This is a genomic window from Nocardia sp. NPDC058705 (assembly GCF_042749305.1).
Classification (GTDB): Bacteria; Actinomycetota; Actinomycetes; order Mycobacteriales; family Mycobacteriaceae; genus Nocardia.
In genome coordinates this window covers 92,791-106,013 of sequence record NZ_JBHYRN010000001.1, presented here as the reverse complement: position 1 = coordinate 106,013, position 13,223 = coordinate 92,791, and the positions used below count along the sequence as shown (strand labels likewise).

The 13,223-nt window shown below is 66.9% G+C and carries 12 protein-coding genes; 6 read left to right on the top strand and 6 right to left on the bottom strand.

Going from position 1 to position 13,223, the window contains the following annotated elements; all coding sequences use genetic code 11:
* Positions 1–86: 86 nt before the first annotated feature.
* From ACFW6D_RS00540 to ACFW6D_RS00530, 3 genes are all read right to left on the bottom strand, one after another.
* Positions 87–1,025, bottom strand: coding sequence for an alpha/beta hydrolase family protein (locus ACFW6D_RS00540; RefSeq protein ID WP_379323281.1), 939 nt, complete (start codon positions 1,023–1,025; stop codon positions 87–89).
* 213 nt (positions 1,026–1,238) lie between these two features.
* Positions 1,239–1,802 carry a GNAT family N-acetyltransferase gene (locus tag ACFW6D_RS00535; RefSeq protein ID WP_379323279.1) on the bottom strand — a complete coding sequence of 188 codons (564 nt, stop codon included), beginning with the start codon at positions 1,800–1,802 and terminating at the stop codon, positions 1,239–1,241.
* Positions 1,803–1,879: 77 nt separating this feature from the next.
* Positions 1,880–2,725 (bottom strand): NAD(P)H-binding protein, encoded by an 846-nt coding sequence (locus tag ACFW6D_RS00530; protein WP_379323277.1) that lies wholly within the window; start codon positions 2,723–2,725, stop codon positions 1,880–1,882.
* Positions 2,726–2,855: 130 nt separating this feature from the next.
* On the opposite strand from ACFW6D_RS00530, the gene ACFW6D_RS00525 reads away from it, so the two are divergent.
* Both ACFW6D_RS00525 and ACFW6D_RS00520 read left to right on the top strand, forming a co-directional pair.
* Positions 2,856–3,248 carry a VOC family protein gene (locus ACFW6D_RS00525; protein WP_379323275.1) on the top strand — a complete coding sequence of 131 codons (393 nt, stop codon included), beginning with the start codon at positions 2,856–2,858 and terminating at the stop codon, positions 3,246–3,248.
* A gap of 151 nt (positions 3,249–3,399) precedes the next feature.
* Complete coding sequence (locus ACFW6D_RS00520; protein ID WP_379323273.1) at positions 3,400–4,062, top strand: VWA domain-containing protein; 663 nt, start codon at positions 3,400–3,402, stop codon at positions 4,060–4,062.
* A gap of 47 nt (positions 4,063–4,109) precedes the next feature.
* Here ACFW6D_RS00520 and ACFW6D_RS00515 read toward each other — a convergent pair whose 3' ends face one another.
* Positions 4,110–5,624 carry an ArnT family glycosyltransferase gene (locus ACFW6D_RS00515; RefSeq protein ID WP_379323271.1) on the bottom strand — a complete coding sequence of 505 codons (1,515 nt, stop codon included), beginning with the start codon at positions 5,622–5,624 and terminating at the stop codon, positions 4,110–4,112.
* A gap of 18 nt (positions 5,625–5,642) precedes the next feature.
* Entirely contained in the window at positions 5,643–6,245 is a 603-nt protein-coding gene (locus ACFW6D_RS00510; protein WP_379323269.1) for a TetR/AcrR family transcriptional regulator, read from the bottom strand.
* A gap of 61 nt (positions 6,246–6,306) precedes the next feature.
* On the opposite strand from ACFW6D_RS00510, the gene ACFW6D_RS00505 reads away from it, so the two are divergent.
* Both ACFW6D_RS00505 and ACFW6D_RS00500 read left to right on the top strand, forming a co-directional pair.
* The gene (locus ACFW6D_RS00505) at positions 6,307–7,305 is read left to right on the top strand and encodes a saccharopine dehydrogenase (protein WP_379323268.1); all 999 of its coding nucleotides are present in this window, start codon (positions 6,307–6,309) and stop codon (positions 7,303–7,305) included.
* 60 nt (positions 7,306–7,365) lie between these two features.
* A complete protein-coding gene (locus ACFW6D_RS00500; RefSeq protein ID WP_379323266.1) occupies positions 7,366–10,662 on the top strand; it encodes a hypothetical protein in 3,297 nt (1,098 codons plus the stop codon).
* A gap of 3 nt (positions 10,663–10,665) precedes the next feature.
* Here the strand turns inward: ACFW6D_RS00500 and ACFW6D_RS00495 are convergent, their stop codons facing one another.
* Complete coding sequence (locus ACFW6D_RS00495) at positions 10,666–11,304, bottom strand: PadR family transcriptional regulator (protein ID WP_379323264.1); 639 nt, start codon at positions 11,302–11,304, stop codon at positions 10,666–10,668.
* Between the two features lie 163 nt (positions 11,305–11,467).
* Between ACFW6D_RS00495 and ACFW6D_RS00490 the strand changes: the two genes are divergently transcribed.
* Both ACFW6D_RS00490 and ACFW6D_RS00485 read left to right on the top strand, forming a co-directional pair.
* Positions 11,468–12,403, top strand: coding sequence for an ATP-binding cassette domain-containing protein (locus tag ACFW6D_RS00490; protein WP_379323262.1), 936 nt, complete (start codon positions 11,468–11,470; stop codon positions 12,401–12,403).
* Positions 12,400–13,203, top strand: a complete 804-nt coding sequence (locus ACFW6D_RS00485) for an ABC transporter permease (protein WP_379323260.1) — start codon at positions 12,400–12,402, stop codon at positions 13,201–13,203. The genes ACFW6D_RS00490 and ACFW6D_RS00485 overlap by 4 nt, the downstream gene beginning before the upstream one ends.
* The last annotated feature ends 20 nt before the right edge of the window (positions 13,204–13,223 follow it).

Genomic DNA, 13,223 nt, shown 5'->3' with positions numbered 1-13,223 from the left:
CCGATTGGTCGAACACTTCAGTCGCAAGTAACGATGCACCGATGATGTCGGGCGTGGTCTCGACGACAGGCGCGAAACGCCAGGGGTCACTTGGATTCCAGTCGTCCCAAGTGGTGCGCATCGGTGAGGACGGACTGAGCCGTCTCCCAATCGGTGTGGTCGATCCCGGTGACGTGGCGAAGGAAGGCAAGGGTGACGTGCTGGACGAGCGCGACCCGGGCCGGGTCCTCGTCGGTGGTCTCTGTCACCTGGTAGCCGGAGATGCCGCCGAGGAAGTGCTCGCCGCCGCGGACGGTGAGCAGGCTCTTGTTTCCGCGGCTGAGGGTGTAGGGGTCGCTCGTCCAGGCCGGACCTCTGGTGGAGAGCGGGAGATCGTCCTTGTCTCCGGCGATGACGAGTCCGGGAGCAGTGATGTGGGAGAAGTCCTGATCGCGCAGCCACGGCAAGTTCTGCTGGGCGAAGGGCGTCAGTTCGTCACCGCCCTTTCCCGCGGTGGCCAGCTGGATACTGGCCATGACCCGGGAGTCGGACAGATCCTCGGCGATACCGGTTTGCGGATCCCGGACGCGCAGACCCACCAGGATGCCCGCGGTCTGGCCACCGAAGGAATGCCCCGCGGCGATGATACGACCATGGTCGACCCGTCCGGCCAGGCCGGGCACGGATGCCTCGAGAGTCTCGAGGTCATCGAGAATGCGCCGCATGTCTTCCACGCGATAGCGCCACATCCGGGGCCTGCGGGGGTCGTCCGCGGCGATGTCGAGGCGCTTGGAATCGAGGTGGGTGGCCTGGATGACGACGAAGCCATGGGACGCCCAATGATCGACCAGCGGTGCGTAGCCGTCCAGATTCGAGCCGAATCCGTGTGCGAACAACACGATCGGCAGATCGGTGCCGGTCACTGGGGCGGCAATGCGTACGTGCAGATCCTCGCCGCGCGCGGGTGCGGGCAGCACGAGCGGCTCGACCGCTACGGTCGGGGTGGACGCGGGTCCGGTGAGACCGGTCGTCTGGTACGTGGTCACGCGACCACCTTGCCCGACGAGTGTCCGTTCTCGCGGCCGAGGCATCGTCCGATGAACTCCTGAACCTCGGGCCCGCCGTACCTGCTGAAACCCCACGCCTTCGCCATTTTTCGCTGCTCCCTGGATGACCGACCCGGTGGTTCCGGGCTCTGTAGCCATCCTCATCCCTCACACCTATGTCAGGGGCAAGCGACTGAGGCGCAGGTCACAGCGTCAGGCCGACTGTGCCACCGGTTCCGGGGACCAGCCGACCGTGATCCAATACCGCCGTGCCGCACCGAGTTCGGTGTCCTCGATCCTTTCGAGAACCCCACCACAGCGCTCGATCGTCGTCGCCGAGCCGAGATTCTCAGCGTCACAAACCATCAGCACACGATTCATTCCGAGCACCCGCGCCTGCGCGATGATCTGCGACAGAGCCCAAGTAGCTACACCGCGTCGCCGCGCGGAGGGCCGTATCCCGTATCCGATGTGGCCCACCCGCTGCACGAATTCGCCGTCCCCGTACCGCAATGCGATCCCGCCGAGCACCCGATCGCCCTCGACGATCCACCGGTAGGTGCACCGGAAGTCCGCATGTTCCGCGGACGCATCGACGAGCCGCCCAACCCACGCCACGAATCCTGCCGGGGAGGCGACGTCGTCATCGGGCAGCAGCCCGAATCCGTCCTCGTGGGCGCCTGGACCCCACTCGGTACGGGCATCGAGCCATGCGCTGTACAGCTGCGCAGTCGGCGCGACCAATTCCAGAGTCTCCGATCCGTCCGAAGTGAACACTCGCCCAACCTACTGGTGAGTCGAGCGCACTGCCCGAGAATGCATCGCCGGTCGGCAGGCGAATGCCATCCACTGAACTACTCGAACGCGAGGATATTTCGTCGAGCCCAGTCCGCGAAGGTGTGTGGCGCGCGGCCGAGCACCTTGTTGACGTCGGGCGAGATTCGCTGCTCCTCGGGTGTAGGTGCGCCGATGATGTCCAGGGTGGTTTCGACGACAGGTTCGGGCATGAAGTTCAGCATCTGCGCGTGTGCTTGCGCCCGGGTTTGTTCGGCGAACCGAATCGGTTCGCCGAGCACCACGCCGAGGTCTTCGGCCCGCTGACGAGGGGTACTGAGTTCCGGACCGGTCAAGGTGTAGACCTGTCCGGCGTGGCCGTCCTCGCGCAGTGCGACCGCGGCAACCTCGGCGATATCGGACGGATCGATCACCGGCAGACCGACCTCGCCGAACGGCGCGGCGACAGCACGCTCGGCCCGCACCGACTCCGTCCAGGCATAGGCGTTGGAAGCGAAGGCGCCAGGCCGCAGAATCGTCCATGCCAACCCCGATCCGCGCACAGCCTCCTCGAACGAGTGCGCCAACTGTCCGTGCGAGGCCGACTCCGGCCGGGTGGCCACACCCTGCGACGAAAGCTGCACAACCCGTTGAATACCCGCGGATTTCGCAAGCTCGAGAATGGCGCGGGGATCCATCAGATGCGCACTGATGCCGGTGTCGTGCAGGAACAGCGCTGTCGCGCCGACGAAAGCAGGACGCAGGGATTCGGGCACGGTGAGATCGGCGCGCTGGTGCCGCACGCCGCCTGGCAGCGCCGGCTCCGTGGTGCCGCGGGACACGGCGACCACCTGCTCGCCTGCCGCGGCAAGGGTCTGCACGAGGGTACGTCCGACATTGCCGGTCGCTCCGGTCACAACGATCATCTTCGCTCCTGAGTTAGTTGACTGACTGAGACGTTAGATGAGGACCCTACGATCTGTCCAGCGCGGAGCGAACACTGGTGAGCCCAATTGGGCTGCCCAGGAAGCGACGGCGCTTGCTAGCCTCGTCGACATGGCAATTTCACGAGGCTTCGTGAACATCTGCAGCGACCGACTCCCCGCGACGCGTGACTTCTACGTCGGCCTGTTGGGTTTCGAAATCGCCTACGACAGCGACTGGTTCGTACAACTCGGCGACGCCGACTCGGGGGTGACGATCGGCATCATCGCCCGGGATCACGAACTGGTCCCCGAAGACGTCCGCGGTGCGTTCGGCGGCTCCTACATCACCATCGTCGTCGACGATGTGGAGCCCGTGTACACCCTGGCCAAGAGATTCGGCGTTACCATCGTCGAAGAGCCCCGAGATCTGTTCTACGGCCAACGACGCATGCTGATCACCGATCCCAACGGCTTCCTCGTGGACGTTTCCAGCCCGACCGCACCGCCGCCTACCAGCCCATGAGCACTCCACCGAAACGACAACTGGTACAGCAGCTTCGACCGTCCATCGTCACTACCGCTGGTAGCGTGACCGAGTGCTTCGATCCTGGATGCGACCCGCGTTGGTGGGACTGTCGGTCAGCCTCGCCGTGGTCGTATCCGGTTGCGGGCAAGTGACTTCCGGGACTGCCGAGCCTGTGGTGCCGGTCCCCGCGGTGTGCGACACGGTCGTGATGTTCGTGCTCGACGTGTCACTGTCGATGGAGGCGACCGATGTCGCGCCGAGTCGCCTCGCTGTCGCCAAGCAGGCGATGAAGGAATACGCACAGGGGCTGGCACCGGGAACGCAACTCGGCCTGGTGACTTTCGCCGGCACCGCATCGGTACAGGTGACGCCGACGACCAACCGCGCCGGATTCACCAATGCCGTCGACAACGTGCGCCTCGCCGAGCGAACGGCAACCGGCGAAGCCATATTCACCGCCCTCCAAGCCATCGACTCGCTCGACAAAGTCGCGCCCATCGCAGGTCCCCGCCGGATTGTCCTGCTCTCCGACGGCAAACAAACCATGCCCGAAGACCTCGACGCACCCCGCGGCGCCTACACCGCCGCCCGCCAGGCGAACACCTTCCACACCCCCATCTCCACGATCTCCCTCGGCACCGCCGACGGAGTCATCGAGGTCCCGAACAACGCCGGCCACGCGAAAGTCCGGGTCCCCGCCGACCCCGACTCCCTCCGCGAGATCGCCCACCTCTCGGGCGGAACATCGCACACCGCCACAACGCTGCCCCAACTCACCACTACCCTCGCAGGCCTGAGCTGCCACGCCTGAGCCCCGACGACCGGAGCTCACCCCTGCCTCGGACATCGCTACCGACCTCAGAGCCTGAGCATCCTCGGCCACATCAGCGACCACGGCTGCTCGGTACCGGTACATTCCCAGATCGTGGCATCGGTCGTGATGCCGGGAATCCCGATCCGGTAGTTCGTCTTGCCCACCGGAACGACGGATGTGAACCAGCGGCTGAGATCCTGCTCGGTGCCGCCGACATAGATGACGGTCTCGGTGGTGTCCGGTGGGACCCCGAAATACCCGTAGCCGCGGTTCGGGCTGAAGACCGGCGGTAGGCCCGCAGCTGAACGACCGTGATCGAGCGCGGCCGCCTGCACGTACCATTCCGTCACGACCACGGCAGTGCGCTGCCGGTGTGGCGGTAGCGCGCGATAGGCGTCTGCGGTAGCCGCCACCAGCTCAGACCATCCGAGTTCACTGTAAGCCGAAGGTCCCAGCGCGGCAGCACGATTGGGTGCCGGGGTGTAGTCCGATGCCGCACGCCACGGCGTCACGTACACCACGGCCGCAACCACCGACAGCACTACCGTCGGCACCACGGCGATCCTGAGCCAGCGCCTTGGCGCCGCGGTGCATCCGACCGCCCCGGCGGCGATCACCATCGGGTAGAAACCGGCGCCGTAGGCACTGCGACCACCGCCGATCGCAATGCTTGCCACCACCAGCAGAAAAGCCACACCTAGAAACCGGTACGGACGAAGGCGCGGCGACCGGCACAGCTGCCACACGCCGCACACCACGAGCACCGCGCCCAGCAGACCCCACCATTGCAACGTCAGCGGGACGAACCACACTGTGCCGGCGGTCTGACCGCGGACCACCGACCCCATGCCCAGGTGCGGCCAACCGTTTCGAGCCTGCCAGATCAGCCCCGGCGCCGCCGCCAGCAGCACAATGCCGCCGCCCCACCACAGCGCCGGACGTCGCAACAACACCCGCGGCCCGGCCCAGCCGACGGCGACGATCACCGCGATCCAGAAGACCGGGACGAGCCATTTCACCTGCACGGCAACTACTGTCACCAACCCGGCTGCCAAGAGCAACGCATCGTCACGGGTCCGCACCCAGCGCACCAGCAACCATGTCAGCACGACCCACAGCAATGTGTCGACAGCGTTGGTCGACAGCGTCTGCGCCTGACCCAGGATGTAGGCCGATGTCGCGCAGCCGATCGCTGTGAGCACCTGCGCTCCACGGCCACCGCCCATTTCACGTGCGATGGCCGCACTCATCACCACCACCGCCACCGAGGCCGCAACCGCTGGAATGCGCAACGCCACAAAAGATCCGGGGAACAGCCAATCCATCGAGCGCGCCAGCAGCGGCACCAGCGGACCTTGGTCGGCATAGCCGAAGGAGGGATGTTTACCGGCGGCGATGAAGTACAGCTCGTCGTAGTAGTAGCCGTACCGCGTGGCGGACAGCGCCGCTACTACTGCCCCGAGCACTGCCACCGTTGCGACGGCGACCGCCGCGAACGGCGGGCGCGGATCGTCGGTCGTAGAAGAAGATCGATTCGAGTCGACAACCACCCCTGGCACAGGGTCCGACACTACTTGTCAGCGTCGCTTTCCCGTGCCGATACTGCCCACGATCACATCGCTCAGGGCCGAAATAGCCTCTTCTGCAGACGTAGCGCCCAGATTCAGTTCCGCGGCAAGTGTTTCCGCCGCACCCAGCACCCCGACGCAGCGCAGCCGGAGCGCAGTGTCGGTGAGCGAGGAGAAAGGCAGCAGAGCGGTCGCCATCCAGTCTCGGTAGCTGTCGAGCATGTCGCGTTGGATTGCCCCGATGTCCGGATTTCCTTTCAGCGCAGCGGAAATCGCGTCGAACTCGGGCATTTCGGTGGCGCAGGCGAAGTAGGCGGAGCTCATGACTCGGGCGATCTCATCGATGGTGGGGGCGGCATCGCGAACTGCCTGTTCCGAGGTGAAGCGGTGACGTTCATCGAGTTGACGGTAGAGCGCGAGCAGCAGTTCGGGGCGGGTGCCGAAGTGGTCGTACACGATCGGCCTGCTCACCCCGGCGGCCTCGGCGAGGGTGGCCAGCGTCAGGCCGTCGGTGCCGTGCTCACGCACCAATGTCAGGGCGGTGTCGAGCAGTTGCTCGCGTCTGGCCGGCTTGGCCAGCCTGCCTGATCGTGTGCTCGCCCCTTGCGCCATTCCCTCAGTCTAGCTACAAAGAGTAAGTTACATATTGTAGCTTTTGCGAAGGGAGTTCATCATGGAGCGATCGGTACTGATCCTGGGCGGATCGGGACAGGCGGGGTCCGACACTGCGGCCATGCTGCGTCGCTGGTACCCCCACTTGCCGTTGACCATCGCCGGGCGTGACCCCGCCCGCGCGCAGCGGGTCGCCGACGAACTCGGCACCGCCACCGCAGTGACAATCGATCTGTCGCGCCGCGATCTCGGCCTTCCCGAAACCACCCACTCCGCGGTGATCGCCGCACTATGGGACGACCGGCTCAACGGCCTGCACTACGCCCAGGACCACGGCCTCCCCTACCTCAGCATTTCCAGCGGACTGCTCGACATCGGCCCGGAAATCGTGGCGAGCGCGCAAAAGCCCAGTGCGGCCCCGGTTCTGGTAGCCAGCCATCTGATGGCGGGAATCGTCGTCCTCGCCACCCTGCACGCCGCGCGCGAGTTCGCGCGCATCGACACGGTCCGGGTCGGTGTCGCACTCGATGACACCGACACCGGCGGACCGGCGGGGATCGCCGACCTCGAGCGCTGGTCGTCGGTCACGTCGGCGGGTCTGGTGCGCCGCGATGGTGTCTTCACCTGGCTCGCCGAGGCCGACGCACCGGCACCCGTGCACACCGTCGACGGCACGGCGATACTCGGCCAGAGCATTCCGGTCCTCGATGTGCCGAGCCTGGCCCTCGCGACCGGAGCACCGAATGTCCGAGTGGACTTCGCGGTCGGCGAAACCCCGAGCCGGCGTCGCGGCGAACCCGCCTCACTCGAAATCCGCATCGACCTCGACGGCACCGACCAGACAGGTGACCGACTCCACCGCACCCACCACCTCGTCCACCCGGTCGGGCAACGGTCACTGACCGCGCTCGGCATCGCCCTCGGCGCCGAACGCCTCCTCGGCCTCAACGGGACGCCGCCGACACCTGGCGTCCACATGCCGGAGTCGCTGATCGACCTGGAATACGCGGTGGGTCGCCTGCGGGAAGTCGGCGCGACATTCAGTCACGGCATCCCTTGAGTCACCCTCCCGCCGCCTCGAAGGCAGAACCTGTCGGTGCGGGCAGATACGGTGGCCTGCATGAAGGGTGCGGGGAGAACACTGCTGGACGACGTTGCGGGGATGTCTGTGCCGCAGCGGATGCGAACGTTGGCGACGGAGGCTCGCCGGTTGGCAGGGACTGCCGACCTGGCGAGGTTGCTCGGCGAAATCGCCGGGGAGGGGCGAGCAGGGCGGCGGACAGCGAATTATCTGGCGGTCGTCGGTGAAGAGCGCGGTTACCTTCTGTCACAGCTGGATTCGACGGACCAAGAGGCTGTCGGTCAGGCCTTGGCGGGGTTGATCCGTCTCGGAGTCGAGCCCGCGGTCGTTGTCGACAGACTGCCGGGCGCCTCGCAGCGAACCAGGAAAAGCATCAGCCGGACGCTCGGACACAGCAGACGAACCGAGATCGCCGATGCGCTGGTTCCCGCGCTGCGAATGTCGTTCGGCGATGCCGAGGCGGCACGCGTCTTGCCGTCGTGTTCGGCGGCCGCGGTGGCGCAATGGCTGCCGTCGCTCGCGTATGCGGTGCCGAACTGGACCACCTTGTCCACCGAGCACATCGGTGTCGTCCTGGATTTCGTCGAGACGCGCGCGCATGGTGCAGACCGGGCCGAGTGGCAGGAACTCTGGCCGTGGCTGACCGTCGGCCCGGTGCCGGCGGGGCAATATGCCCCGGACCGGTTGCTCGCCTTGGCCACCACGGCTGTCGAATTCGTACCGATGACGGCGCTGAATCCCGTCGCGGGCAGGCTGGCTCGCCACGACCCGCAGGCAGTTCGCCGACTGATCCTGCATCCCAGCGGCAATGGTCGCGCGCTGGCAAGCCCGGCACTGTGGCGGGCGATGCGACTACTGCCCGACGACGAACTACGCGAGCTCTACCTCACCACCCGCCCCAAACATCAACTCCTGCGGGCTGTTCCGCCCTCGCGCCGCCACGCGATCGCCGGAGCTCATCTCGCGCGCCCCGGACTGGCCCCCGCGGCTGTCGATCTCGATCTGCTCGACACGCTGCCGGGACCCGCCCGGGCCGAGATCGCCCGTGAGCTCCTGTCCCGTCCCGGCGGCGCCGACATCCCCGAGGTCGCCGACCGCCTCACCGCACGACTGACCTGGGCTGAAGCGAAATCGGCACTGACCGAGGCGATCCGGCGCCCCACCGCCGACGAGCGCGCACTCGCCTACCCCGCCCTGGTCACGGCGGCGGTGGGTAGTCGCGATCCGCTGGTGATCACCGACCTGCTGAGCCTGATGACGCGGTTGCGCAACGAACAGGACCCGGTCCGTGCCAGTGCACTGCGCGCCATCGCCGGTATCCCCCCGTCGCTACTCACCGTTGACCACCTGCCACACCTGGAACAACTCGCCACCGATGCCCTGCAAGCGCGCGACCGCTCCTGGAACACCACGAACACGGTCGGCACCCTCGCCCGCACCCTGCTGTTGCGCGGCAGCACCACCGCCGGGACAGCCTTCGCCACCACGGCCCTGCGGATCATGGGCGCGCTGACCGAACTGTCGATCGACCCGAATCTGTCCAGGCTGCACCACAATCTGCCCCGCGGCGCCGAACAACAGATTCTCGCGACGCTGCTTCCCCGACTGAAGTCCGACGCGGATCGTGACCGCTGGGACCTGTGCCTGAGCTTGGCCGACGGCCTCGACCACCGCGCTTTCGACCTGCCCGAACTGCAGCGCCTGATCGTGCGCGCCTGCGGATCGTCCTCGGATTCGACTGTCCGCCGGGCGGTTGGGCTCGCCCTCGCCGCGCCCGCCACCCCCGACGCCCACCTCGACGCGCTCCTGGCTCGCGACCGCTCCCTGATCACGTTGCCGCAGGTGCAATCGCTGATCGGCGACCGGCGCACCGACCTGCTCGATACCCTGCTGAACACCAAGACGCCGGGGCGGTTCCTGTCGGCGAAGGTGGTGTACGTACCGATGTTCGTCACGGGCTTTCACCGGTGGTCACCGCATCACCTCGACCGGTACGCGCGCCTGCTGTACGACTACGCACGCGGTCGCACAACCACCCCCTACGAGCGAGCCTCGGCTGTTCGTCAACTCGGGCTGCTGCCGGGCAGTTTCGGCCGGTTGCTGTCGTTTGTCGACAACGGCGAACTCGTCGTCGTCGAGGCCGCGCTCACCGCCCTCGGTACCAGCGACGAGCCCGAAGCGGCGATCGAGGTACTGGCACGGCATGTGGGTGAGGACCGCGCACGGGTCGCGGTCAGCAGTATCGCGACCTGCGCCAGGTGGATCCCCCCGGATCGTTTGTCGAGAGCGGTTGCGCCGCTGCTCTCCTCACGCAAGGTCACCGCGGTGAAGGAAGGCATCCGGCTCCTCGCCGAGTTGCGCACCCCCGATGCGTTGCCGATCATCGCAGGGCTGGCCGCCGACCCCGATGCGCATCGCGATGTGCGCCGGGCGGCGGTGTTCGCCACCCGATTCCTCCTCGACAACGATCGCACGTGGGCTCTGCTCGACGACGCGGCGACCGATCCCGAGGTGGCCGGTGCGATCCTCGCCATCCGGCCGGCCCTGCTGCCCGTCCCGCAGCGGCACAGGTTCGCGGCGTTCGTCCGCGACCTCGCCGCGAGTCCCGATCCGCGACTCGCGGACCCCGCCCTCGACGCGTTGGCCGCATGGCAGCGCTGGTGGGCGCCCGGCACCGGCGAGGTGATCGTCGACCAGCTCACCGATCTCGCATCGCTCGGCACGTGGCAGGCGGCGCTGCGCGCATTGTCGGCGGGCGTTCGCGCAGGTTCCGATCCTGTGGTCGTGGTCGAAGCCGTCCGCAGATTGCGCGGCGCCGAGTTCCGTGCCGTCGGCCGGGATCTGCCCGCACACCAACGTCTTTCGGCGCTGCTGCACTGGTTCGCGACCACCGTCCGCGACCACCCCACCGACCCTCGCGGGCTGGCCGCACCGGTCATCACCGCACTCATCGATGAACCGCTCTGGCACGACCAGGTCATCGAACTCGCCGTTGTCGCGGTCCGCTGGACAGACCCCGCCGACGTCATCGCGACCCTCGCCGAGGTCGCCCGCTACGCCACCGGCGCCCTCGTCACCCGACCCGCACATCACCTCGGCGTCCGCGTCAGCGCCGAGCTCGCCACCACCCCACCGGCAACCTTTCACGCGGTCGGCACCCAACTGGCTTGCAGCCCAACACCGTCCACCGCGCTGGCCGCACTCACCATCATCAACCGGTGTGCCGACCGATTTGGTTGGTCACCGGAGTGGGTCGACCTACTCGAGACTGTGCGCGCCCACACCGACCCCGATGTCCGCCGCGGGGCTCACACCGTGTTCGCGGCATCGGAGTGAGCCTTAGCGACGGTCCGCTGGATGTGGCCCCGTCGAGAACGGGTTCGGTGCATCGTCGGCGAGCACACCGACGAAGGGTTCCCCCTCCCCCGCGAACTCGTAGGCCCCACCCTCGATCCGTCCGATCAGGCTGTTCGTCCACGCTGCCTCGCTGTCGGCCGAGTGCAGCCACATGTTCATGATCTCGCCGATGTGGCCGAGCTGTTCGGGGCCGTCTTCGGGGGTGTAGTAGTCGGTCACCGAGCCTCGCCATTGCTCCAGTCGGGTGATGCGCTCCCGTAGTAGCGCGACGACCTCGTCGCGTGGCAGGTCGACCATGAATCCGATACCGGCCGAGAGCATGTCCATCTTCTGGTCATAGGAGGTCAGGGCCTGGCGCAGCAGCGTGAGGTATTCCCCGGTGCCCTTGTCGGTGATCTCGTATTCGACCCGTGGTGGACCGCCGACGGTGCTCGGCGCGACCTCGTGGGCAACGAGAAGATCTTGCTTCGCCAACTGTTTGAGCGCGTGGTAGATCGACCCCGGTTTGGCGTTGGACCACTCATGGGCGCCCCAGAACTCGAGGTCGTTGCGCACCTGGTAACCGTGCGCCCGGCCGTGTTGACGGACCGCGCCCAGGACCAGCAGCCGGATGGCCGACATGTACGCCTCCTTCTAGGCAACCTTGACTAGAGCATCTCGGACCCAGCTTAACCAGGTTCCACAGCACCGGATATCCAGTAGGTAATCAAGTTTGACTAATCGGCGAAATGTTCGTACCTTGGTCCTCCTAGTCAAGTTTGATTACTGGCCGAAGGAGAGTGTAGTGACTGACCTCGATCACGCGATCGTCGTCGAAGGCCTGCGAAAGAGATACGGGGACAAACACGCCCTCGACGGTCTCGATCTCACGGTCCGAGCCGGGACCGTCCAGGGAATTCTCGGCCCGAACGGCGCCGGTAAGACCACAGCCGTGCGGATCATGTCCACGCTGTTGCGCCCCGATGCGGGACGCGTCGAGGTGGCGGGCATCGACGCGATCACCCGCGCCGAAGAGGTCCGCTCACGCATCGGGCTCCTCGGCCAGAACGCCGCCGTCGACGAGCAGCTCAGCGGGCGGCAGAACCTGGAGATGTTCGGGCGGCTCTACCACCTCGGCGCGCGCCGAGCAGGCGCCAGGGCCGATGAGCTCCTGCACCGATTCGGGCTCGCCGACACCGACACCAAGGCCGTCGAGCAGTACAGCGGCGGCATGCGTCGTCGTCTCGACCTCGCCGCCTCGCTCATCTCCCAGCCGCAGGTGCTGTTCCTGGACGAGCCGACGACCGGCCTCGATCCCCGTGGCCGCACCGAGGTGTGGAACGCGGTTCGTTCGCTGGTCGACGGCGGCACAACCGTGCTGCTGACCACGCAGTACCTGGAGGAAGCCGACCAGCTGGCCGACCAGATCGCGGTGATCGACCACGGCAAGGTCATCGCCGAGGGCACCGCCGACCAACTCAAGTCCAAAACCGGCGGTGACCGCATCGACGTGGTCCTGCACGACACCGCTCAACTCGCCCTCGCGGCCTCGCTCATCCCCGGCGACGCGGCGATCGATGAGGACCGGCGGATGGTCAGCGCTGTGGTCGCCGACCGGATGGCCGCGCTCACCGAGACCGTGCGGGCCCTGGAAACGGCGGGCATCGACGCGCAGGACATCGCACTGCGCAGGCCGACGCTCGACGAGGTCTTCCTGCACCTGACGAAGGAGACTGTGTGACAACGACATACAACAGTTCGACGCTGAGCTGGGCGATCGCCGATTCCTGGACGATGACCAGGCGCGAGCTGGCCCACTGGCTGCGCCAACCCGTGCAAGTGGTCGTCGGGCTGGTCTTCCCGGTGATGCTGCTGGTGATGTTCAGCTATTTGATCGGCGGCGGCAGGGGCGTCGACGGGGACTTCACGTCCTTTCTGGTCCCCGGCATGCTGACCATGACGATGGCCTTCGGTCTGGAATCGACGATGCTCTCGGTCACCCAGGACCTCGGCAAGGGTGTCATCGACCGATTCCGTTCGATGCCGATGAATTCCGGCGCCGTACTGGTCGGCCGCAGCGTCGCGGACATGTTGCAATCGGTCGTCGGGCTGACGGTGATGATCGCGGTGGGCTACGCGATCGGCTGGCGTTGGCACGGCGGATTCGCCGCCTTCTTCGGCGCGGTGGGCCTGCTGTTGCTGCTGCGGTTCGCGATGCTGTGGATCGGCATCTACCTGGCGATGGTGGCGGGTAAACCGGAACTGGTGCAGGCGGTGCAGATGTTGGTCTGGCCGATCAGCTTCCTCTCCACGGCCATCGCCTCCCCCGAGTCGATGCCGTCCTGGCTCGGCGCGGCCGTGGAGTGGAATCCGATGTCGGCGACGGCCACCGCGGTGCGCGGGCTGTTCGGCAACCCGGGCGCCGACGGCGACTCCTGGGCCGCGACCCACGCGGAACTGCTCGCGGTGGCCTGGCCACTGGCACTGATCGCGGTGTTCTTCCCGCTGGCAGTGCGACGCTTCCAGGACCTGAGCCACTAGTCGAAATGTGAGTGTGCCCC